Raw genomic sequence first — 23,286 nt, 5'->3', positions numbered from 1 at the left:
GCCGGCAGCGCGCCGCCGCCGCCCAAAGACACCCCACCGCCGGACGATTCCGGCAGCGAACCGCCGCCGGTCCCCGGCGAAACGATCCCGGATATGCAGTGGTAAGCACCCGCCGCTTGTGCAAAATCACGGTTCCGGCAGCGTGGCGCATTGTCGCCAAGTTCACGCCTGTCGGTTAGAATAACGGGCAGCTATAGGGGGCGCACGTGCTCCTTGCACGCAGTGCTGCCGACCGTCCGGCCTATGCGGCCCTCGCCTCGACAGCTACCACCGCACCAGACATGCGGTGACACACAAGGACTCGACTAAATGGACCTATTTGAAAAAACACGAACGTTCACTCGCGCCAAAGAAGCGATCGAGATGGGGGTCTACCCCTACTTCCAGCCCCTAAGCGACTCGGAAGGCACGATGGCAATCTTCAAGGGGCACGAAGTGGTGATGATCGGCTCAAACAACTATTTGGGCCTTACGACACATCCGAAGGTCCGGCAGGCGGCCATCGACGCCATCGAAAAGTTCGGGACGAGCTGCACCGGCAGCCGCTTCCTGAATGGCACACTCGAATTTCACCTGGAGCTGGACCGGCGGCTGGCGAAGTTCGTCGGCAAGGAAGCCGCGCTGGTCTTTTCGACCGGTTACCAGACCAACGTCGGCACGATCTCGGCCCTGGTGCAAAAGGGCGACTTCGTGATCATCGACAAGGACGATCACGCCAGCATCGTGGACGGCTGTATGCTCAGCCGTGGCGAGATGCGGCGTTTCAACCACAACGACCCCGACAGCCTCGACAAAGCGCTGAGCCGCATCCCCGAAGACGCCGGTAAACTGGTGGTCGTGGACGGCGTATACAGCATGGGCGGCGACATCGCCCCCCTGCCGACGCTGGTGGAAATCTGCAAGCGGTACGGCGCGCGCATCATGGTCGATGACGCGCACAGCCTGGGCGTGCTGGCCGATGGTCGCGGCACGGCGGCGCACTTCGGTCTGACGGACGAAGTGGACCTGATCATGGGCACGTTCAGCAAGTCGTTCGCCTCGATCGGCGGCTTCATCGCGGGCAGCGAACAGGCCATCCACTACATCCAGCACAACGCGCGCTCGCTGCTGTTCAGCGCCAGCCTGCCCGCGCCGCAGGCCGCTGCCGTGCTGGCCGCGCTCGACGTCATCGAGAGCGAGCCGGAACACGTCCAGCGCCTGTGGGACAACGCCGAATACATGCGCGCGGGCCTGCATCGCCTGGGCTACGACACCGGCCCCAGCCAGACGCCGGTCATCCCGCTCATGATCCGCGACGAATACCGCACCGTGCTGGCGTGGCACGCCCTGGTCGAAGAAGGCGTGTACACCAACCCGGTCGTGCCGCCCGGCGTACCGGCCAACAGCAGCCTGCTGCGCACGAGCTACATGGCGACGCACACCAAAGATCAGCTCGACATAGCGCTGCGCGGCCTCGAAGTCGTGGGCCACAACCTCGACCTGATCCCGCAAACGACCTCGCTCGAAACCGCCTGATCGCGCGTCGTCTCCAACCGCATAGACAGTCCACGCGTCCCGGCCAACCGGGGCGCGTTTTTTGCGCCCTTGCCCACTCTCCCGCCCACCGGGCATCCCCCCACCTCCCACCCTGCCTATCTCCCTTCTCCAACTTGATTGGTGACCCTGCCCCACCCACCGGACCGCGATTTTTGTTACATTCGATACACAGGCCGGTCAAAAAGGAAGCACGATGGAGATTGATTTCTCGGAAGCGATAAAACAACTTCAAGGCATGATCAACGGACTGATCCGCCTGATCCCCAATATCCTCGTGGCGGTATTGGTCTTCTTCCTGTTTTACGCGGCGTCCAGATGGGTACGCCTCGCCGTGATCCGCGTATCGGATCGCACGCGCCGCAGCACGAATCTGGGGTTGGTGCTGGGGCGGCTGTCGCAGTGGTTCACCGTGCTGATGGGCATCCTCATCGCCTCGGTGATCGTCTTCCCCAACTTCTCGCCCGCCCAGGTGATCCAGCTGCTCGGCATCGGCAGTGTGGCGATCGGGTTCGCCTTCCGCGACATCCTGCAAAATTTCCTCTCCGGCATCCTGCTGCTGCTCACCGAGCCGTTCCGCATCGGGGATCAGATCGTGGTCGACGACTACGAGGGCACGGTCGAGGAGATCCAGACGCGCGCCACCACGATCCGCACCTACGATGGCCGCCGCGTGGTGATCCCCAACGCGGAGCTGTACACCGGTGTGGTCATGGTCAACACGGCGTTCGAAGTGCGACGCCTGGAATATGACGTGGGCATCGGTTATGGCGACGACGTGGACGAGGCCAAATCGATCATTCTGGACGTGCTCAAGGGGCTGGACGAAGTGCTGGACGATCCCGCGCCGGACGTGCTGGTGTTCGAGCTGGCCGATTTCAGCGTCGTGCTGCGGGTGCGCTGGTGGATTCAGCCGCCGCGTAAGCACGACGCGCTCGACTCGCGCGATAGAGTCCTGAGCGGCATCAAACACAAGCTGCTGACGCACGGGATCGATCTGCCCTTCCCGACGCACCAGCTTTTGTTCCACGACCAGACGGAAACCAGCGACGGCAGCCGCACCGATCAGCGCGAGGGCTGGCCCGCCGGGCGAAGCCATGTGCCCGGTCCGCGCCGCCCCCCGGACGCATCCCAGGGCTAAAAACAGGCAGGACCCGTGCGCCAGCCGGGTCCTGCCATGTCCAAAGGAGGAAAATGCAACTCTGGCTCGGCGAGCCCCCTCTCGATGAGTGTGCATCGCGCCGAGCCACTTTCGTGCTGCGTTATGCGTTTGAATGAGTATGAGGGTGTTTATGCGCTTTAACTTTTAAATCCGGACAACCCCGCCCACCCGTCCCTGTAAACCCCGTCGAGGCGGCTTTTCTCCCCTCTCCAGCCCAGACTGGAGAGGGGTCGGGGGTGAGGTCGCGGTGCTAACCGGATTTTTTGTTAATCTGCATCAACCCCTCTGAATCACCTCTGATCAGGCTCTACCAAACTGCACGCGTGCGACCAGCGTTCCGAAACGAAGCTCGTCGCCGTCCCGCATGACGCGCGTTTCCTTGGGCGAAAGCTGCTCGCCGTTCACGTACGTGTGGTTCACGCTGTTCATGTCCGAAATCACCAGCGTGTTCCCCTGGCGGCACAGCTCCGCGTGCAGCCGCGACATGCCGCACTGCGCCGCGCCGTACGGTTCCAGGTTGATGTCCGGCACGATCGAGCTTTCCGGCGCGTAGCGCCCGATGAGCATGGGCGCGCGGTAGGGCCGGATGCGCAGCGGCTCGGGATAACCGGCCACATGAAAATACAACGCCATATCGTCGGAAAAGGTGCTCAATCCGGCGGAATGCACGGCGTTCAGCACCCGGCGCGACACCGAATTGGGCTGGGGGCCGACCAGGCCGGTTTGGGCCAGCGACGTGCGCGGGACTCGTGGCGTAATGCGACGGATGACGCGTGACGGCGAGCCGTTGTCGTCCGGGTTCGCCATTGCGTGTGGCGGCATGCTCTGTGCCGCTCGGTACGCGCAACCGTCGGTGGATTCCCACACGCGGATGAGCGTCATCAGGCGCATCACCTCGCGCCGGTCGAGCCGCCGGACGTCGTCGGAAAGCGCGTTCCAGGCCTGTTCGCCGCTTTGACCGGCCTTCCGGCAGCGGACGAAGTCGGCGTAAAAATCCATCACACCCTTTTGTTCGATCATCGTGTCACTGCCGGTTTGAAGGTTCATTCTCGCCCCCGCTTAACTGGTGCTGCCGAACACCTTTATCGCCTATAGTCTGGTTTTATCAGGCTGCGATCAAGTGGGGATATAAGGGGGATCAAGATCTAATTAAAAATCTGCGGCGCGCAAAAAATCCCCCGCGGGGTGGCGGGGGATGGTCGATCTTCAGGCAGAACCCGGGCCTGGAGAATGTTTGCGCTTTTTGAGCGAGAGAACCGCTCTCTCCCTGGTCCGCTGACCTCATGCCCCGTAGGGGCGGGGCTTGCTCCGCCCGTTTTTCCCTGGATCCCCACGCAGCAAGGTTACGTGGAGCGATTTCCCCTTCCCTCCGCTTGCGTGGGAAAAGGGGTCAGAGGACGGAGGTCAGAAGTGCGTAACGCCCTCTACTCGACCTCAGCCTGGACCTGATACTCGGCCTGCCAGGAGTCCTGGATCTGCACCAGATACGTCCCGGCCTCGTCCGCCTCAAACGCCAGCGTTTCGTCAAACAGCGGATCGAGACTGTCCATCAGGAAGCCATCCGGCCCGTAAACCTCGACCGTCGTGTAGGAATCGGTATTCACCGTCAGCGTGACGGCGTCACCCGCTTCCAGGTCGAGCGTGTACAGATCGCGCCCGCCCATGTAGTCGAACGACCCGCTTTGCTCGACGCCCGGCTCCAGCGCGCCCGTGATCATACCGGAATCGCCCATCATGAAGTCGTCGATGTCGTCCAGCGACGCGTAAGCCGCAGGCGTCTCGACGCTGTCCGGCGTCACGGCATTGAAGTCCGCCAGATCCAGCGAGTAATTGAGCATCATGCCCATTTCCGAGCTTGCCATCTCCGCGTCACCCGCCCCCATGTCGAGCGTCAGCGCGAGCGTCGCGTCGCCGTGATACAGGTAACCGTTCTCCACGCCCACCCAGGTGTGAATCTGGTACGTCGTGTCCTTGATCGACAGCGCCGCCATCAGCAGCAGCAGCTGAATTTGCGACTCGGTGACGTCGCCCGGGTCGTAATCCGCGCCGTCCTGCGTCATCATCTCCACGAACGCCGGATCGTTGAGCATGTCGATGATCGCGCCCGGCAGGGCCGGATCGTGCAGCAGCCCGTCGATGTCGAACGTGGTCTCGAACACGGCCAGCGTTTGCCCGTCCCGCGTCTCGTCGGCCAGCCGCGCCGTCTGGACGTGATCGTAAACAACTGTGCTCAGGCCGTCCATGATCCCGGCAAGCTCGTTCAGCGTATCCATCGACTGAAGATAGTCAGGATCGCCCAGTTCCAGCTCCATCTGCGCGCGGAGCTCCTCCATCGCGGCATCGATCTGCTCGCGGTCGTCCGGCGACAGCGAGAATTCCTCGCCAAACCACTGTTCGGCCCCGTTGGGCGACGTCAAAAACAGGTACGCCGTGCCGTCCTTCCACGCAAACTGCACGTCGCTCAGGCTCGGATTGTCATACGATGCCGGTTCGATCGAAAACTGATCGACGCGGAAAGAAAGCAGCGAGTCCGCCAGCACTTGCTCGACCCACGCCGAATCGATCTGGTCCAACAGCGAGAACAGCGGCGTATAGTCGAACATCGCCGTAGTGGTCGAGAGGTCGCGCAGCGAGACCACCACGTCCGGCGACAGGCTGACGACTGCCGAGCCGCTGCCCTGCATCCGCATCGTCTCCTCCGGCACGGTGATGCTCATCTCAAAAGACACGTTCGGGACGCTGAAGGACGACACCTCATACAGCGCCGTCTGCGCGCCGTTCAGCAGGGCGCAGTCGTCCGCGCTCAGGTCGCCACAGAGCATGTCCTGCGGACCCTGTGCGGCAGCGGGCGAAACGATCCCCACGGCAAACACCACGACCAGCACGAACGCCAAAACCGACCGAAAACTCGTACGCATTGACCGTACACCTCCTGAAGTGAAATGCCTTACTAAAAGCGAAAAACAGCACCTAGTATATCATTACGCACGACACCACACCGGGTTGCAGCGCGTGACGCGGCCAAAACAAAAAGCCTCCCGCTGAGCGGGAGGCTTTGAGCGACCGGAGTGATCCGGTTGAATGCTACATGCCCATGTTGCCGAAGAGGCCGCCCTGCGCGTCAAGCTCTTCCATCGGGCTGTATTCCGCGGGAGCTTCGACGGTGAAGGAGCCGTTGTGCTCGCTGACGCCCGCCGAGAAGTGCAGTTCGCCGGAGATCGGAGCGGTTTCGGGATCGAACATGGAGATGTCCAGGTTGAGCACGACGTCCAGCGCGACCGAGTGGATGTAGCTGTCATCCACGCCGATGCCCTGGGTGAATTCGATGGTCGTGCCGGCCAGCATCGGGGCGAACATCGCGCCGATCATCTGGAGATCTTCGGGGGTCATGTCGCCCATGCCCATGTCCGCGCCTTCTGCGCCCATGCCCATACCGAGCAGCGCGCCGAAGCTGGGCGAGCTGAGCAGAGCGGTCAGCATGCCACCCACGTCCACCGAGGTCACGTAGGTCTGGACCGCCTGGCCGTCCGCGTCGGCGTCCGCGCCGCGCGTCGTGGTCACCACGCCGGTCATGTCGATGCCCAGCGAGTCGAGGCCCATCGAGCCGGAAGCCGAGCCGCTGAACAGATCGCCGAAGGTGCTGGCGTCTTCTGCCGTCAGTTCTTCGCCGTACCACTGGCCGCCGTAGTTGACGTAGGTCATGCCGTCCGCCACGATGACTTCAGCGCTGTCCGAGACGGGATCTTCGCCCGGAATGGTCGCTTCGATCGAATCGATCACGAGGTGAACCATCAGGCCGTCCATGGGGTTGGCCGGATCGCTCGGCATCACGAATTCGCCGCTGCCGCTGGCGCTGATGTCGATGTTATCCGTGCCATCGGTGCCGGTGAGGGTGAACGACCAGGCCGGGATACGGAACGAGCTAACGGTCCCCATCGCCGCAGTCGCGCCCGTCAGAACTTCGCAGTCCGCCGCTTCCAGGCCCGCGCAAGCGGGATTATCGCCCTGCGCGAACGCGCTCAGAGCGGGCATCCCCATCAAAACAGCCACAATCACCAGTACAGACATCAAACGCGATAAATGCTTCATCCTAAAGCTGACCTCCTTGTGGTCATATTCCTGAAGAACGTGCGCCTACAAGCTCGTACCTTTTGCAAAGATTGTAGGGCAAGCGGTTTTTGGACCGCCACCCGGCAGCCCATACCATACTTCAGTATAGTGATAGAACGCTTGCCCATCAAGAAAGAAAAAGTAAAAACGCCGTAACAACCCGTAGTGGCAGTCCGCTACTTAGACGAGCCGAACAGCGCGTCGCCAATGCCACCCGCTCCCGGTGTCGCGGTCGAATCGGGCAGTACCCCGCTGCTGCCGAACAAGCCGCTGTTGCCAAACAGTCCGTCGCTGCCTTCGGTCGCATTGCTGGGCGCGGTGATGGTCACCGGCTGGTTGTGCGCGGTCAGGTAGCCGGACATCTGGTACGTCATGCCCATCGCGGACTGGGACGGATCGAAGGCGGATGCGTCCATCGCCAGCACGAAGTCATCCGCCACGTAGTGAATGTAGCCGTCGTCCGCGCCGATATAGATCGTCGTGGTGAACGTCGTGCCTTCCAGCACCGGCAGCATCATGGGCAGCACCATCGCAAACTGCTGCGGCGTCATGCCCAGATCTTCCATGCTCATCCCCATCAGGTCGCCGCCCACGGCGAAGCCGTCTTCGAGCAGGCCGAGCGCCGCGTCGGGTGAGGCCAACAGCTTTTCCAAGTCGACCGCGAGCGTCTGGACGTGCATCGTCTGCCCGTCATATTCGACGTCCGGCTCCAGTGTCACGGTGAAAATACCCGGATCGGCGTACAGGTCCAGCGACGCGCCGAGCGGCCCGCCCAGCCCCAGGAACATCCCCAGCCCGATCAGCGTGGTCTGGTCCGCGGCTTCGGTCTGCCAGGTTTCGCCGCCGTCCTGGCTCAGATAAAGCTGGTCACCAATGGCGATGATCTCGTAGTTGTTCAGCGTTTGGGTGCCGGTGGCGTCGGTGATGTTGCCCGTCTCCCAATGCGAATCGATGTTGGCCCCCAGCCCGACGTTGGCCGTGATCAACTGGTACTCGTACGAGCCTTGCAGGTTGGCTTCCATTTGCTCCTCGGCGGCGTCGATCACGAGGTGCATGTTGAGATCGTCCACCTGCACCGACTGGAGCTTGCCCATCAGCTGGTACGCGTCCTGGCGTTCCTGGCAGCTTTCGGGGGCTTCGCCCTCGGCGCAGACGGCCTTGCTGATGCGCATCATTTCCGTTCCGGCGGGCAGCGGGAAACCGCACGCCAGTGCAGGCACGGCCATCATCGCCAGTACCATCAGGATGAGGGTCCACTTTTTCATAGATAATGGTCCTTCCTTGTCAAAACGCCCGATTTCAAAGCGCTGCATGCCTCAAGTTCACCCGCCACCCGCGCGAATCCGTCCGCCCTGTTGTTGCCTTTCGAGCGAGGACACTGGTTCCTCCCCCACCCGTCACCCGTGATCCGTAGGGGCGGGGCTTGCTCCGCCCGGCTCTTGCTCTTTGCGCCCGCCCCTGAAACAACAGGCCGCAATCCGAAGGGTTCTGTAGGGGCGGGTTTGTAACCCGCCCGCCTTTGCTCTTCCCGCCCCGCCAATCAGGACGCCCAAACCACCCGCCGAAACCGCCTGTCTCCCCTCTCCAACTTGATTGGAGAGGGGCCGGGGGTGAGGTCTGCCTTTGCCCTTGCTTTTCCCCCTTCCCTCCGCGTGCGTGGGGGAAGGGGCCAGGGGATGGGGAGGACTACAAATCCCCATCACGCTCTAGTGTATAACAGAATGCCACGCACGCGCATCTGCCGCACAACGACACGCTGACCCCTGCCTGCCGCTCACCTGACATCCGGCAGTCGGGACGCTGCCCCGTGATATGATGGCTCTGGGAGGTCGATTTTTCGCCTGATGGGGGAAAACGATGCACGCAGGGCCCAACCACTGGCTCGCTCAATTGTTCTGCCTGACCACGATCATCGTGATGCTTGCCACCGCGCACTCCATGCTCACGGATCGAGCCGGACGGCGAGCCATCAAGCAGCACAACCGGGCACAGAATATGGGCGCGCTGAAGCGCGCATGGCTGACGCAGGGCGCCGTACGAATCGACCCGATACCCGCCTACTACTTCGGCACACAGAGCGTCACGGGGAACGGCACGCTGGGCGGCCTCGGCGCGCTCGGCGACGCGCTCGTGTTCGGTATGGCGGATGACCCGGTCACGCTCCGGCTGCCCCTTTCCGCGCTGCGGTGGGTAAGCTTCGCAATCCTGAAAAACAGTGCGATCGAAGATGGAGCGACGACGGTCCTGGCAGTACACGCGGTACAGGACGCGAAGTGGCAGATCCACGTCTTCAGGGCTTCTGACCCGCTGGCCGTGGCGCACCGCTTCCACGAAGGGGTGGGCGTGCCGGTGATGCGCGAGTTCGACCTCGGCCCGGCGGAGATCGACATATTCGAGCAGGACATTTACGGGCAGTGGCATTACCAGACGCGCGGCACAGCCTACCTTGCGCCGGATCACCTGCTGGTCACTGGACCACCAGCGTTGAACCTGAACAACCTGCACGCGATCGCGCTTGGTCCGGCAAGAGGCTTGGGCCAGGTTACGGCGCGGCTGCTGCGCCTCAGCTACCGGCGCGAAGACGGCAGCCTGGGCGGGTTGGGCCTCCAGATGTCTCGCCTCGAGGCGCACCGCTGGGCAGAGTCGCTCTCGCGCCGGACCGGCATCCCAATGCAGGTCTATGGCGAACGCAAAGGCAAGGAAGAAAAACTGGCGGATTAGCCCGCCGCGCAAAAACCGGGAGCAGGTAACGCTTATCCGGTTGTGATGGCATGGAATCGTTTGAGGGGGGAAAACAGTGAACGCGGGGGCCAACGACTGGCTCGATCAACTGTGCTGTATGGCAATCGTGATCCCGTTGTTTTTTGTGGCGACCACGGTCGTGAACAAGTGGATCCAACAACTGCAGCCGGTGCGCCGGAACAGCCTGCTGCAAAACATGGGATCGCTCAAGCGTGCGTGGCTGACGATGGGCGACGTGCGGATCGCCCCTGTGCCCGCGTATTACTACGCCGCACCGCACGACAGCCGTCCCAAAAGCGTCCTCGGCGGCATCGGCATCCTGGACAACTGGCTTGTGTTCGGCGTGGCGAATCACCCGATGATGCTGCGGCTGCCCCTGTCCGCGCTGCGGTGGGCAAGCTGCGCGGTCTTGAAGGACCTCTCACTCGAAGACGGCACGACCACGGCCCTGATGCTGCATATCGAACGGGACGGACGGTGGCAGATCTACGCCTTCAGAGTCCCGGCCCCGCTCGATCTGGCGAACCTGATCTACGAGGTAGCAGGCATTCCGACCCTGCGCGAATTCGACCTCGGCCCGGCGGAGGTTGTCGTGTTCAGGCAGGACATTTATGGCCGGTGGGAGAAATCCGGCCATGGAACGGCTTACCTCGCGCCGGATCGCCTGCTGATCGATGGCAGGACCACGCTGCACTTCGCGGATCTGCGCGGCATCGCGGTTAGCGCGGCGCTCGGCGTACATCAGGTTCCGAACGCGCTGCTGCGCCTCAGCTACCGGCGCGAAGACGGCAGCCTGGGCGGGTTGGGCATCCAGATGTCCCGCCTCGATGCGGGCCGCTGGGCAGGGGCGATCTCGCGCCGGACCAGCATCCCGATGCAGGTCTACGAGGGCCGGAAAGGTAAAGCTGAGAAACAAGCGAGTTAGCCTGGATTGTAGGAGCGCGATTACAGGCCCCTAACCCATATCTGCAAGCGTACCGTGAACAGCACCTAACGGGAACAGTGAACGGGCATAGTACTTATTCCCTAAAAACCTATAAATTTTTTGCAAAAGCTCCTCAGAGCCGTTGTTTTTTCTAGAGAAAGGCGGCACAATGAGGGTCAACCAATCCTGAATTTCGTGGGTTGCGCAAGGATTAAACCGGTGACCGAACGACACAACATCCCTGGACCGGGCGAGCACCAGGACCCGGAGCTGTTCCAGGCCGAAGCCCATAGCGGTCCCATCCCAGATGGGGAAATGTTAGGCGTCGATCCGGTAAGCGAACGTCGCCACACCCAGCCCGACATGGCCGCCGTCGAACCTTTGGACACCGCTCGTTGCGCCGATCGTGAGCACAGCGGACTGCGCCGCGAAGGTATGGAATACGGCGTGAACATCGGAAGCCGATCCCGCCAGGAACTATCGGAACAGCGGCTTGACCGCAGTGCCGCCGAGCAAACCCGCGAGCAGGCGCTCGACTCGGTGCACGACGACACTGGGCCGCGATCCGATCAGTGCTAGTCTAGTCCACGTACGCCTCTACGGCGCCTGAGCCTGCCATACCTTTTTCGAGCGAGAACACAGGTTCCTCTCTCTCGTTATCCCGCGATCTGCCGGGGACGGGTTTGAGGCTTTTTGAGTTTTAAATCCACCCACTTCCCGCCCACCCAGCAAACAACAGCGCCGCCGCCCGAAGGATCTTGTAGGGGCGGGTCTGATGCTCTTTAACTTTTAAATCCAGACAAAACCAGGGCGGGTTTGAAACCCGCCCCTACAAAACCCGCCGAATGCTGCCCGTCTCCCCTCTCCAACTTGATTGGAGAGGGGCCGGGGGTGAGGTCGCCTTTGCTCTTCGCGCCCGCTTTTCCGCCCGGCCCCTGCTTTTTGCCTTTGCTCTTGCTCTTGGCTCTCAGCTAATCGCTAACGGCTAACCGCTCTCCGCTACTCGCTGCCTGGCAGCCGCTAGTCTCCTTTATGGTGCCCCGCCTCGAACTGGACCATGCCCCGCTGCCACAGGCCGCGCGGGTTATACCCGTCGTCCTTGTCACCGAACGAGACGAGCAGGCGCGCCGTCACCAGTCCAACCGCGATCGCCCCCCCGATGAGGCCGGTGCGCACCAGCGTCTCTAACCCGGTGGGGATGTCGTCGCGCATGAAATACACCATCGTCTCGAAGGCCGGGACGCCGGGCACCATCGGAATGATGCCCGTCACGGTGAAGATCAGGCGCGGCATGTGGAAAAAACGCGCCTGCGTATACCCCACCAGCCCCACGACCGTCGCCCCGATGTAGGTAGACATCACCACGTCGATGCCGTGCGCCATCAGCGCGCGCTTCCACATGTGCCCCAAGGTGCCCGCCACGCCGCAGATCAGCAGCATGCGCGTGGGCACGTTAAACAGCACGGCGAAGCCCAGCGTCGCCACGAAAGCCCAAAATCCCTGTTCCAACAGCGCAGCAGTGCTCATGGCAGAATCCGCAGTCCCGTCACCCACAGCGCCAGCATGACGCCCACGCCGATCGCCAGCGCCAGCAGTATCGACAGCGCGGCGCGCGCCAGCCCCGACACCATGTCGTGATTGGTCAGATCGATCACCGAGGTCACCAGCGGCACGCCCGGCACGAGCAGCAGCACCGACGCCGCCACCGCGAGGTCCGGGCGGGGACAGTCCGCCACCTCGCAGATGCCCCATGCGGCCAGCACCGCAAAAAACGCCGAAACGACCGTCAGCGCGTAGGCGCTCACGCCCAACGCGTGCAGCTTCAGGCGCGTCCACTGGGCCAGCGCCGCGCCCAGCGTCGCCGCTGCGAATTCGCCCCAGCCGCCGCCGAGATTCTGCGCGAAGCCACCGCACGCAAGGCCCACCGCCGGGATCGTCGCCCACGCGGGCAGATCGCGCGGCTTGGCTTTGATCGCCATCACCTGGCGGCGCGTCGAATCGAGCGTGCCGCCGATCAGCGACATGTACCGCGACAGGCGGTTATAACCGACCACCTGCGCCATATTCACGCCCAGCGGCCCCACCCGCCCTACGCGAGTGCGCTGCTCGGACCCGCTCACCGCCGTGGCGATGATGCCGGTCGTCGTCACGAACAGTTCCAGCCGGTCCGCGCCCATGCCCAGCCCGATCTGCGCCATCGTCTGCTCGGTGCGGAAGTTCGCCGCGCCCGACAGCAGCATCGACTGGCCGACCAGCAGCACGATATCGACCAGCTCGCTCAATTCCTCGCGCGAAAGCTGCGTATGCTCGACGCGCGCGTCACCGTCCGAGCTGGGGGAGTCCTCGTGTCCAGAATGGATGATAATGTCCTCAGCCATGCGTATCATTCCGTAGGCAGGTGTACCTGCTCGATGATCCGCTCACGTTTGAGACGCATCTCATAGTCGTATACGTGACGGTCATAGGGTTCGATCATCAGCGGCGAGGAGAAAATAAAATCGGCGGTAGAACGGTTGGGCGCGACCGGGATATTCTGCATGGTCGCTACGCGCAGCAGCGCGCGCACGTCAGGATCGTGGGGGTGCGTTTCGAGCGGGTCCCAGAAGAAGATCAGCAGGTCGATTTCCGACTGCACGATCTTCGCGCCAAGCTGCTGGTCGCCGCCAAGCGGGCCGCTCTTAAGGGCGGTTACTTCCAGGCCCAAAGCCTGCGCGATAATGGTCGCGGTGGTTCCGGTCCCGCACAGGATATGCTCGCTGAGCCGCTCGCGGTTGAACTTGCACCACTCCAGCAGATCCTGCTTGCGGTCATCGTGCGCGACGAGGGCGATCCGTTTCCGGTCGGGCATCCGCGCGATGGTGTCGGTCATGAGTTATGCCTTTCTGGTTGGTTCGAACGGTCCCACCCTCAATTATGATGGGAATGTTGAAACGGCGCGATCATACCGCCACCGCCGTCTGCAACCAACTGGCAGTTTGCACGTACAATAGAGTCAGAACGTTTAGCGATCGTGCTGCTGCGCGAAGGATAAAAAGCCGCATGCAAAGTTCGGGACCCTCTCTCACTGAACGCGTATCCATTTTTATGGGCGCGGTATTTTTGTTTGGGCTGGCTGGCCTGTTTTTCCTCAATATCCTGTGGCCGGGCATCCTGGTCCTGATCTGGCTGACCGCATTCCCAATTCTATTGGCCGAACACGGCTGGTTAGGATTCTGGATCGCCATTCAAACGACGATCTGGCTGCTGGGCCTGCCCTTCCTGTTCATGACTCACCTGCTCTGGCCGGGCATCCTGGTCCTGGCGGGATGCAGCGCGCTGCTGACGGCGGTCTTCCACCCCAGCGACCTGGACCGCGCCAATCAAATGCGCCGCGCCGAGATGCAGCGCCGTTACGCCAGCCAGCAGGCCAAAGAGAAGCGCAAGCGCGGCCTGCCGCTGCCGTACGAAGGCGACAACCATTCCGATCTGTACGAAGACGACGACTGGCAGTTCACCGAAACCTACGACCCCGACGCGGACGAGCGTCCGCTGCGCGCACACCGTCACTGATAGCATGGCAGTCTAGCGGAGACCCCACGAGATGAGCGAGGAAAAGCGCAAGAACGACGAACGCGAAAATAACGTACCGGAAGCGATCGTGCCCGCTTTCGTGCTGATCGGTATCGGCCTGATTTTCTGGCTTGGGCTGGGTTTCTGGCCCTGGATTCTCGCCGTCGCGGGCGCGGCCTCGCTGGCCGGAGCCATGGTGCGCGGCGATCTGACGTGGTGGCATCTCGACGGCATTTTGTGGACGTTCGGAATCATGTTCCTGGCGCTCACAGGGTTCTGGTGGCCGGGCATCCTCATCCTGATCGGGCTGAGTATGCTGCTGAAGGCCATGATCGGGACGAAGGTCGTCTCAGACTACGCCGACCGCAAGCTGAAGCGCAAGCGCGGCTTCGTCCCGCCCATCGACGACGACCGCTTCGTCTAGAGGCTGTTATGCACTTTTTGAGCGAGAGAACCGATTTCTCGCTTATCCATTGACCTCATGATCCGTAGGGGCGGGGATTGCTCCGCTCGTTTCTCCCCGGGGGTCCCCGCGCAACAGGGTTGCGTGGGGGAAGGGGCCAGGGGATGGGGGGCCAGAAGCTCTAGAAACGGCCCCGCGCGCCGAGGGAGAACTCTGTTTCCCCCTCGCCCACATGTGATTCAAACCCTGCCTGTCTCCCCTCTCCAACTTGATTGGAGAGGGGCCGGGGGTGAGGTCGCTTTTGGCCCTCAGCTAACGGCTAATCGCTGCCTCTTTGGGGCCGGGGGTGAGGTCGCGGTTGCGCTTGCCTTTGCCGAGACGAAGGAAGTGGACGTGCATAACATGCACAATCCAATCAGGCTGGCTCGTTCCCGCCCCCGGTGTCCATCAGGAGCCGGGGGCATTTGCTATGGCGCACAAATGGCATAATGGGTGATCCGCCCCGCCCTCACGTCATGGTTTAACATGCGCATTGGGCGGCCCTGGAAGACACCGTGTACAATCATGCGCAGAACGACATCACGGAGACTCTATTGGCCGCAGCTGTGATTGGAATACGATTACGTAAGATCGGGCGCGACATCGCCGCCCGGAAAATTCGGACCGTACTGGTAAGCGCGAGTATTTTTATCGGTGTCCTCGGGGTGGTCATCCTGACGACCCTCGGTCAGCTCCTCACCCGCCAGATGCAAAAAGATCTGCGCCCCGACGAGCTGGCGATGTTCCGCATCTTTCTGGACGCCCCCACCGCGGCCAGTGCGGATATGCTTGCCCCGCTGGAGCGCCTGCGCGAATGGCCGGGTGTCACCGCCGTCGAGGGCCAGGCCGTCTACGAATTCGCCTGGCGCGGCGCCGGGGAAACAGAGTTCCACGCCGGGCAGCTTTTCGCCTATACGAAGCCCTTTGGCGCGATCCAACTGGAGCCGATCCGGCTGCTGCGCGGGCGCTACCCGATCGACGGCGAGCACGAAGTCGCCGTTGAGCAGCGCATGGCGGAACATTACGGGCTGCACATCGGGGATACGCTGACGGTCGAGATGGCGGGCATCGCCGAGCGGCCTCAGGAATCGTGGCGAATCGTGGGATTGGTCTACCAGCCCTATGTGTACCTGGGCAGCGATGGCGCCGAATCGAACGTCTTCGCAACCTTCGACGACGCCCAGCAGATCGTCGGCTTCAAGGGCCTCAGCTCGATCTACCTGCGCTTCGAAAACTTCGCCACCGCCCGCCAGCAGGCGCGCGACATCCGCCCCTACATCACCAACGAGACCGATTACAGCATTTCGTTCACCCTGACCGACGACCCGCAGCAAAATCTCTACGTGGTCGGGGCGCAGCGCTTCAGCGGCATCCTGACGATCCTGGGCGTCGTGGCGATGATCGTGTCGAGCTTCCTGGTCACCAACGTGATCTCGACCGTCATTACCGAGCAGCGGCGGCAGATCGGCGCGATGAAAGCCCTGGGCGCGACGACGATGGACATCTTCGTGATCTACATCGGCACGGCGTTGGCCTACGGGCTGATCGGCACGATCCCCGGTATGATCGTCGGCGCATACATCGGGCAGCAGGCGGCGCTGGCCGCCGCGCCGCTGGCAAACGTGATCCTGGAAGACGCCACCCCGCCGCTGGCGGCAGTCGCGCTGGGACTTGGCCTCGGCCTGGGCGTTCCGGTGATCGCCGCCCTGCCGCCGATCCTCAACGGCCTGCGTGTGACGATCCTCGAAGCCATGACCGACCAGGGCTTGCAGGCGCGCTACGGGCGCGGGCTGACCGGGCGTGTCGTGCAGTGGATTCCCGTCGGGCCGGTGATCCGGCAGGCGCTCAACAGCATTTTGCAGCGCTGGACGCGTCTCGCGCTGACCACTCTCTCGCTGGCGCTGGCGGTTGCGGCGTTTATGGGCGTCTTCGCGGTCTTCCACACGCTCAACCGCGTCGTGACCGGCATGCGCGAAACGCTCAACTATGACGTCGCCACCGACGTGCAGGCGCTTGAGCTGCTGCGCATCGCGCAGGGCATCCCCGCCACCGAGGACGAGATCCGCGAGATCGAGCCGGGCGTGGCGATTAAAGTCAACGTCGCGCCCCTGGAAGAAACGCCTCCGGACGACGGCAGCGAGCCATCCGCCTCGGAAGACAACAGCATCTTCGTGACGGGCGTCGCGGCGGTCAACCTGCCCGATCTCAAACTGGAATCCGACCTCACCTGGCCGGAGCTGACGGCGGACAGCATCATCATCACGCCGCAAATCGCCAGCAAGCTCGACAAGTCGGTGGGCGACACGCTCCGGCTGACCACGGGCGCCACCACGCGCGACTTCACCATCGTCGCCCTGGCCGATTTCCCGCTCGAAACCGCGTTCATGGAGTGGCAGGCCCTGGCGGATTTCGTCGGGGAGGTGCAGGAAGCGCCCAGCCCGAACGCCTATTGGGCGCAGGTGGGGGTCAGCCTGAGCACCGACGGCCAGGAAACGCACGCCATTTGGGCGGTCGGCATCGACGAATCCATCGGCGGCGCGCTGACGCCCGAGTTTAACCCTGAGGAGCCGGGCCTGATCATCAGTCAGGCGCTGGCGACCGCCGGGAATCTGGCGATAGGCGACGAGCTGACGCTGCACACCGACGCCAACGAGCGCGCCTACCCCATCCAGCAAATCGTGAACATCTCCTCGTCGCAGATCCAGATGTTCGCGCAGGACGTGCCCGATGAGGTGCTCAGCCAGGGCACGAATATGCAGGTGATTGCGCTCTATTGGGAAACGCTCGAATCGCTGCAAGGCATCGACTTCCGCAGCGCCTCGCCGGAAATGTTCTACATCAACCTGGACCAGCCCGACACCTTCGCGCTGACCATCCCGCGTTATACCCCGCTGGCCGTGCACAAAAATCAACTGGCCGTGACGGACACCATCGCGCAAACCATCGTCAGCGTCGGCTGGGTGATGGGTGTCGCCGCCGGGCTGATGGCGCTGGTCGGCGGGATCGGCCTGCTGACGATCAGCGCGATCGGCGTGGTCGAGCGGCGGCGCGAGATCGGCGTGATGCGCTCCGTCGGCGCGACCTCGGTCATGGTGGCGCGGCAGTTTTTGATCGAAGGTGTGATCGTGGGCGTCGTCGCCTGGGCGGTCGGCGTGCCGTTGAGCATCGCGCTCAGCGATATGCTGATCCAGGCCGCCCCGTTCCGCGAGGTGATCCCCGCCGACTACCCGAGCTACGTGCCCGGCGTCGGGCTGATCAGCATGTTCGCGCTGACGCTCGCCTCGACGCTGTACCCGGCCCTGTCCGCTACGCGCATGACCATCTCGGAGATCCTGCGCTACCAGTAGCCCCGCCCGCCGCGCGCACCCGCCCCTGCGGAATTATGGAACCGTGCTTGTCTCCCCTCTCCAACTTGATTGGAGAGGGGCCGGGGGTGAGGTCGCGGCGCTTTTCCCGCCCGCTGTTTGGGCCCCCGCGCAACATACGGTATCCGAGTCAATTTCCCCTTTTCTTCGCTTGCGTGGGGGAAGGGGCCGGGATGAGGAGGCTAAAAGTTAATATCAGGATCTAAAACCGTTTTATAAGAGCGGGTTTGCAACCCGACCGTCTTTTGTGTATCCCAATAGTTTTAAAAAGCATTGTATACACCTGAAAAAAGCTCCATCCAAGTGTTGTGAGCCGCACTACAATTCGACGCAACACTGGCAAGGCTTTGGACTATGCTGCTATTCATCACACCGTGAGTTTGACAAAGGGCAGAGCCAAGTCTCTATCTGTATACCATCGGCTACCCACCCTTGAACTTTATCGGCATAGGAATAAATATACCAGTAAAGAATATCCTGATCGTAACGTGTCGAATATTCGCATATCGGCCCGTCAAGGATCTGTAGTCGGTCTTGGGAGACAGCTTGAGCGCGCGTCTCGAGCGCGCCCCCTGTAGGATCAGTCAAGATCCTCAAGGCATTGCCTTTAGTGCTTACAATTACCTCCTCGCCAATAGAAAATCGGATACTTTTTCCACCACAAGATCCATCATTGTGAGGTATAGATACCGAGGAATAGCGTTGCAGGGTCTGAATTCCGTCCGCACTCTCCACACACCAACCCTCTTGATTATCTGAGGTGTGCACTTTCCACCAGGTATAGCCGTCAGCAGTTTTAGGCCCATCCACAATGGTTACGACGACCCCATTGGGTAAACCAACAACTACGTTTGCGCTAGCACTAGGCTTTATTCGCAGACGTAGAGAATCGCCATCAGTAGTATGAACTCTCGCATGGCTACCTGGAACAAGCTCACCAGACAGAACCGATCCCGTATCAAAGCTGCCTCCACTTGCGGGCGGTACATATGAGGGTGTCCAGATATCTACCAGAACATTTCCATTAGAAGTCTCGATGGTGATTCCCTTATAATAATCGCTCTCAAAGCTGACACTAACGTCGTTGCCATGCAAATCGTAAAACTTCTCAACCCCATTGAAGCGAACTATTAGTAAGTCATCTTTCTTAAAGTAAGCGTTAGGATCGACAACTAATCCGGCTGAGAAAGATCCAATCGGAGTCACAAACTTCGGTGTTGAAGCTGAAACACTCACTTGACCAGAAGTATCGATGGTTACTGTAACAAACAGAACCTCGTATTTTACTCGGACCTTTGCTCCCTGACACCCAGTGAACAGCATGACTAAGGTCACGAGAATGATCCGGAAAAACTTGGTGTGGTACATACAAAGCACTATTCCTCCGGGATCGTTCTACAAAGCGGAATGCAATGTAAGCACATTATATCATTATAATTTTTGTTTAATTACTTCTATATTCTTAAGTTAGATTATTCTTACCCCTGTGACATTTGAATGGAATCCAGGTGCTTTTCGTGCTCTCTCACTACTCTTCATCCCATTGACGCCCGGCGCACGCGCTGCTATCGTCTTCTGCATGCACAATGTCCACCCTCCCCACCGACCATCCCGCGCGCTGCGCGCCGCCGCCCTCCTGCTGCTGATCGCGTGGGTGTTCGCGTCCGCCGCGCAGACCCGCGCCGACGAAACGCGCCGCCGCCTGCGCCTCCCGATCCTCATGTACCACTACGTCAGCACGCCGCCCGACGGGTCCGACGAGTACCGGCTGGACCTGTCCGTCTCGCCGCAGCAGTTCGCCTCCCACTTATCCTGGCTGCGCGACAACGGCTACCAGACCATCACGCTGGACGACGCCTACGCCGCCCTGTCGCGCGGCAAACGGCTGCCCCAGCACGCGGTCGTGCTGACCTTCGACGACGGCTACATCGACGCTTACCAGAACGCATTTCCGCTGCTGCGACAGTTCGGCATGAAGGGCACGTTTTTCATCGTCACCGAATGGATCGATGAGGGACGCCCCGGCTACCTCACCTGGGATCAGGTGCGCGAGATGGCCGCTGCCGGGATGTCGATCCAGAGCCATAGCCTCAGCCACCCCGACCTTGCCAACGGCTGCGATTACGACTGTCTCGTGTACCAGATTCTCGGCAGCGTGGAGACGATCCAGGCGGAGACGGGCATACGGCCCCGTTTCTTCTGCTATCCCAGCGGGCGCTACAACGACGCCGTGATCCAGGTCGCGGCGCAGGTCGGCATCGTGGCGGCGGTCACCACGCACGGCGGTACGCTGCACACCAGCGACAGACTGATGGAGTTGGCGCGCGTGCGCATTCGCGGCACGACCGGTGTGGACACCTTCGGGTGGTTGGTCAGCCAGTGGCGGGGCGAATCGACCGGCTGACGCGGCTGCGGAGCAAAAAAAGCGGGCGGACGCCGAATTGGTAGGGTGCGGCATCCGCCCTTCAGGTAGGGAAGTACGCGCGCCGACGGTTACCCGTGCGACCGCTTCAACAACATGGCGACACCGATCCCGATCAGGATCAGAGGCCACGCTGCCCACAAGTTGATCAGGCTGGACAGGGCCAGCAGCGCCAGGACGCCGCCGAAGATCATGCGAGAGCGCGCCTTATCGGTCCACACGCGGCCCGCACGCTGGTAGCGCTGGTACGCGTCGTAAAGCAGCACCGCCGCGCCCAACATCAGCAGCCATGCCCACCCGCTCAGATTGAAGATGCTGAGCGCCCCGACCAGCACGATCGCCAGCCCGCCGACCACGCGGTTGCGGCTGCGATCCGTCCAGTGACGGGACATGCGGTTGTAGTCGGTCCAGCCATCGTAAGCCAGCCATCCGCCGATCCCCAGCAGAGCCAGGCTCCACAGGTTGAAGTCGAGATCGAAGATATCCCCGAACAGGTACAGAATCCCGACCAGGATCAGGCTCAGTCCGCCAAGCGCGGTCCAGTTGCGATCCTCGATCAGCTCCGGGATGTTAATGCCCGGGATCGGGCCTTTGTTCTTTGAACCGGAATTGCCGTAGTTTTGACTCATCATACGCCTCACATCTGCACTGCGTTCGTTATCAGGATGGTTCACTGATGTATACGCAGGCGGTGCGCGGCGGGTTGCGGGGAAAGTGCTGGTTCGTGGGCAGTTCTCAGTCCGCCCCCTTGATCGACCAACTGATCGTCCTGCTTTTCGTACGGGCGGGGCGGTACTCTTTAATCCGGACAACACCGGACGGGTTAGAAACCCATACGCATTAAGTTAAGCCCATTGAAGGGAAAAACAGACTGTCACGCTTTTCGTAGGGGCGATGCTTGCATCGCCCGTTAAGAGAAAAAACGGGTAGAGCAAGCTCTACCTCTACGGTTACCATCGTTAATGGTTTGGTTTGAAGCCAGGGGAAACGACCCTGTCTGATCCGTTAGCTTAATGCCTATGGATTAGAAACCCACCCCTCAAAACCTCACCGTCCACCGCTTGTCTCCCCTCTTCACCTTGATTAGAGGGGCCGGGGGTGAGGTCTGCTCTTGCTCTTGCCTTTGGCTCTCAGCAAACCGCTAACGGCTAATCGCTGCCGCTCTGGGGCTGGGGGTGAGGTCTGCTTTTGCCCTTGCCTTTAGTTTTGCTTTTCCCTGATCCCTACTCCCCAGTCCCTGATCCCCGCCTCTCTGGAACCGAAGATGAGGTCTGCTCTGCTTATTCCCCCGGGCACGGACCGGACAGATGCGCCCGAATTTTAGCGATCGCGGCGAGCAAACGCGACTTGACCTCGGTCCACGCATCGGGACAATGCGCGGCAAGCCGCTGCCAGCCGCCTTGTAATGAGACGCACAGCACCTCGTCCGTGACGTCGTCGAGCGAGAGCGCGGTGTCGAGCATCCGGTCGGCGTAGTCGAACTGCTTCGAATCGTCGTGGCCCAACATGGTCGCGGCCATGGCGATATCCATCATGTTGTAATAGTCGCGCGGGTTGAACGAGAGTTCCATCTGCGCGGATTGCAGCGTAGACTCGAACGTTTTTAAGATGGTGGTTTCGGGCCGTTTCTGTTCCAGATACAGTCCGGCGAGATTCCCCCATGGGTACGACGAGCCGGGCGTCACTTTCAGCGCTTCCTCATAATACGCGATGGCCCGTTCGATATCCCCCGCGTCGCGCGCATTGCCCGCCATCGGCCCCCAGAACGATTCGCGGTTCAGGTCGAGCAGGCCGTGATTTTGGCCCAGCGCCTGCAGCAAATAGCCGTTGGACTCGTTGAACAGGTCGCGCCGCGCGTTTTCGGACGATTTTTTAGCTTTACGGCGCAGTCCCACCCCCAGCGCGGCCTGCGCATCGGGCCAATCCGGCTGCAAGCGCAGCACCTCTCTCAAACGCTGGACCCCATCATCCAGTGAACCGGGGATGTATTGCAGTTCCAGCCACCCGGCAATGTAGAGCGCTTGCAGATTGTTGGGATCGAGCTTCAAGATGCGAAGCGCGGTCTGGTGCGCGCTGATGTAGTTGCTCAGGTTCAGTTCCTGCTGGGCGCGAATCAGCTCGCCGGAAATACTCAGCACGTCGGTCTGCGTCTGGATGATTTTGGCGTCGAACCCGTCGATGCGTTCCAGCCCACGGAGGAACCGGTTCTCCAGGCCATCGAGTTCCTGCATCCTGCGCGACAGATCCGACATGTGCTGGTCGGCTTCCTTCATTTTCCCATCGAGCTGAGCCTGTAAATCTTTGCTCTGTTGTTTGGCCTCGTTGACTTCGTCTTCCAGTTCTTTGCGCATTTCCTGCGAGTTCCGAAAGCCGAAATACGCCGTCGCGCCGAGCGCCAATCCCGCCAGCACCGCCGCGCCTTCGAGGAAGCTCAGCAGCAGTTCCAATGTGCTCGTGGCCTCGTTGGCCCGGTCGAGCGCGTCGTTCGCGGCCTGACGTGCCTGCTCGGCGGATTGCAGCGCGGCCTGTGCCGCCGCGTTCCCATCCTCCGGTTCCGCCGTGGCAAGCGCGGGCAGCGGCTCGACCTCGGTATCACTGTCGATCAGCAGGTACAGGCGCACGCCCATCGTCGCAATCGCCAGAAACACGATGACGATGGCAGCAGCATAAACGATGTTGCGAACAGCTTTAGAATCGGGCGCTCCCGCCATGGCTTCCCCCTGATCCTGCGCTTACTGCGTCGTCGGCAGCAGATCCGCGCAGCCGTCCGGCGCGAGGATCACGTCCGGAGCGGTCACCCACCCCGCGCGATTCTGATCGGCCAGCCACACGCTGTACCACGTATCGCCGGGCGCGCTGCCCAGGATGCGGCGTTCCAACACCGGCAGCGGCGCATCCAGCCGGGCAATGATCGTCGCGTCCGGGTGTGCGACGCTGTGAATCTCCGCCAGCGCTCCCGCCGGAGACGCCGCCATGCACATTTCCGTGCCGCCGTCGCTCACGCCGTCCAGGCCGGACGTGCGCTCGGGGGTCGCC

Annotated in this window: 20 protein-coding genes; 9 read left to right on the top strand and 11 right to left on the bottom strand. The window is 61.8% G+C overall.

Translation table 11 applies throughout. The annotated features are described in order from the left end of the window. Window positions 1–309: 309 nt before the first annotated feature. Together V7116_RS18440 and V7116_RS18435 are read left to right on the top strand one after the other, a co-directional pair. Window positions 310–1,515 (top strand): aminotransferase class I/II-fold pyridoxal phosphate-dependent enzyme, encoded by a 1,206-nt coding sequence (locus V7116_RS18440; protein ID WP_324393434.1) that lies wholly within the window; start codon window positions 310–312, stop codon window positions 1,513–1,515. Between the two features lie 214 nt (window positions 1,516–1,729). Beyond that, window positions 1,730–2,674, top strand: coding sequence for a mechanosensitive ion channel family protein (locus V7116_RS18435; protein WP_324393433.1), 945 nt, complete (start codon window positions 1,730–1,732; stop codon window positions 2,672–2,674). Between the two features lie 321 nt (window positions 2,675–2,995). Here the strand turns inward: V7116_RS18435 and V7116_RS18430 are convergent, their stop codons facing one another. From V7116_RS18430 to V7116_RS18415, 4 genes are all read right to left on the bottom strand, one after another. Next, the gene (locus V7116_RS18430; RefSeq protein WP_324393432.1) at window positions 2,996–3,742 is read right to left on the bottom strand and encodes an FHA domain-containing protein; all 747 of its coding nucleotides are present in this window, start codon (window positions 3,740–3,742) and stop codon (window positions 2,996–2,998) included. 377 nt (window positions 3,743–4,119) lie between these two features. Beyond that, window positions 4,120–5,613: a hypothetical protein gene (locus V7116_RS18425; RefSeq protein ID WP_324393431.1), complete on the bottom strand. Its 1,494-nt coding sequence runs from the start codon at window positions 5,611–5,613 to the stop codon at window positions 4,120–4,122. Window positions 5,614–5,779: 166 nt separating this feature from the next. Further along, a complete protein-coding gene (locus V7116_RS18420; protein WP_324393430.1) occupies window positions 5,780–6,784 on the bottom strand; it encodes a hypothetical protein in 1,005 nt (334 codons plus the stop codon). A 197-nt stretch (window positions 6,785–6,981) separates the two neighbouring features. Continuing rightward, window positions 6,982–8,070, bottom strand: coding sequence for a hypothetical protein (locus tag V7116_RS18415; RefSeq protein ID WP_324393429.1), 1,089 nt, complete (start codon window positions 8,068–8,070; stop codon window positions 6,982–6,984). Window positions 8,071–8,662: 592 nt separating this feature from the next. Between V7116_RS18415 and V7116_RS18410 the strand changes: the two genes are divergently transcribed. From V7116_RS18410 to V7116_RS18400, 3 genes are all read left to right on the top strand, one after another. Beyond that, window positions 8,663–9,526, top strand: a complete 864-nt coding sequence (locus V7116_RS18410) for a hypothetical protein (protein ID WP_324393428.1) — start codon at window positions 8,663–8,665, stop codon at window positions 9,524–9,526. Between the two features lie 76 nt (window positions 9,527–9,602). Next, window positions 9,603–10,472: a hypothetical protein gene (locus V7116_RS18405; protein ID WP_324393427.1), complete on the top strand. Its 870-nt coding sequence runs from the start codon at window positions 9,603–9,605 to the stop codon at window positions 10,470–10,472. 219 nt (window positions 10,473–10,691) lie between these two features. After that, window positions 10,692–11,051: a hypothetical protein gene (locus V7116_RS18400; RefSeq protein ID WP_324393426.1), complete on the top strand. Its 360-nt coding sequence runs from the start codon at window positions 10,692–10,694 to the stop codon at window positions 11,049–11,051. Window positions 11,052–11,492: 441 nt separating this feature from the next. On the opposite strand, the gene V7116_RS18395 is transcribed toward V7116_RS18400, so the two are convergent. The 3 genes from V7116_RS18395 to V7116_RS18385 are packed head-to-tail and all read right to left on the bottom strand — an operon-like array spanning window position 11,493 to window position 13,341. After that, window positions 11,493–11,999, bottom strand: coding sequence for a threonine/serine exporter family protein (locus V7116_RS18395; RefSeq protein ID WP_324393425.1), 507 nt, complete (start codon window positions 11,997–11,999; stop codon window positions 11,493–11,495). Continuing rightward, window positions 11,996–12,850: a threonine/serine exporter family protein gene (locus V7116_RS18390; RefSeq protein WP_324393424.1), complete on the bottom strand. Its 855-nt coding sequence runs from the start codon at window positions 12,848–12,850 to the stop codon at window positions 11,996–11,998. Before V7116_RS18390 ends, V7116_RS18395 begins: the two co-directional genes overlap by 4 nt. A gap of 5 nt (window positions 12,851–12,855) precedes the next feature. After that, window positions 12,856–13,341 carry a methylglyoxal synthase gene (locus V7116_RS18385; RefSeq protein WP_324393423.1) on the bottom strand — a complete coding sequence of 162 codons (486 nt, stop codon included), beginning with the start codon at window positions 13,339–13,341 and terminating at the stop codon, window positions 12,856–12,858. Between the two features lie 170 nt (window positions 13,342–13,511). On the opposite strand from V7116_RS18385, the gene V7116_RS18380 reads away from it, so the two are divergent. From V7116_RS18380 to V7116_RS18370, 3 genes are all read left to right on the top strand, one after another. After that, window positions 13,512–14,021, top strand: a complete 510-nt coding sequence (locus V7116_RS18380) for a hypothetical protein (protein ID WP_324393422.1) — start codon at window positions 13,512–13,514, stop codon at window positions 14,019–14,021. A gap of 31 nt (window positions 14,022–14,052) precedes the next feature. Then, a complete protein-coding gene (locus tag V7116_RS18375) occupies window positions 14,053–14,445 on the top strand; it encodes a hypothetical protein (protein WP_324393421.1) in 393 nt (130 codons plus the stop codon). Between the two features lie 533 nt (window positions 14,446–14,978). Next, on the top strand, window positions 14,979–17,810 hold the full coding sequence (locus tag V7116_RS18370) for an ABC transporter permease (RefSeq protein WP_324393420.1): 2,832 nt from the start codon (window positions 14,979–14,981) through the stop codon (window positions 17,808–17,810). 378 nt (window positions 17,811–18,188) lie between these two features. Here V7116_RS18370 and V7116_RS18365 read toward each other — a convergent pair whose 3' ends face one another. Then, window positions 18,189–19,196, bottom strand: coding sequence for an SH3 domain-containing protein (locus V7116_RS18365; RefSeq protein WP_324393419.1), 1,008 nt, complete (start codon window positions 19,194–19,196; stop codon window positions 18,189–18,191). A 211-nt stretch (window positions 19,197–19,407) separates the two neighbouring features. Between V7116_RS18365 and V7116_RS18360 the strand changes: the two genes are divergently transcribed. Next, window positions 19,408–20,232: a polysaccharide deacetylase family protein gene (locus V7116_RS18360; RefSeq protein ID WP_324393418.1), complete on the top strand. Its 825-nt coding sequence runs from the start codon at window positions 19,408–19,410 to the stop codon at window positions 20,230–20,232. Window positions 20,233–20,321: 89 nt separating this feature from the next. Here the strand turns inward: V7116_RS18360 and V7116_RS18355 are convergent, their stop codons facing one another. The 3 genes from V7116_RS18355 to V7116_RS18345 form a co-directional block, all read right to left on the bottom strand. Next, complete coding sequence (locus tag V7116_RS18355) at window positions 20,322–20,882, bottom strand: hypothetical protein (protein WP_324393417.1); 561 nt, start codon at window positions 20,880–20,882, stop codon at window positions 20,322–20,324. A 648-nt stretch (window positions 20,883–21,530) separates the two neighbouring features. Then, a complete protein-coding gene (locus V7116_RS18350) occupies window positions 21,531–22,961 on the bottom strand; it encodes a hypothetical protein (RefSeq protein WP_324393416.1) in 1,431 nt (476 codons plus the stop codon). A gap of 21 nt (window positions 22,962–22,982) precedes the next feature. After that, on the bottom strand, window positions 22,983–23,286 hold a 304-nt coding region (locus tag V7116_RS18345), incomplete at its 5' end, for a hypothetical protein (RefSeq protein ID WP_324393415.1).

Source organism: Aggregatilinea sp. (assembly GCF_036822615.1).
Lineage (GTDB): Bacteria > Chloroflexota > Anaerolineae > Aggregatilineales > Aggregatilineaceae > Aggregatilinea.
Note: the sequence above shows the minus strand (reverse complement) of the source record. Positions and strands in the feature narration are given on the sequence as shown.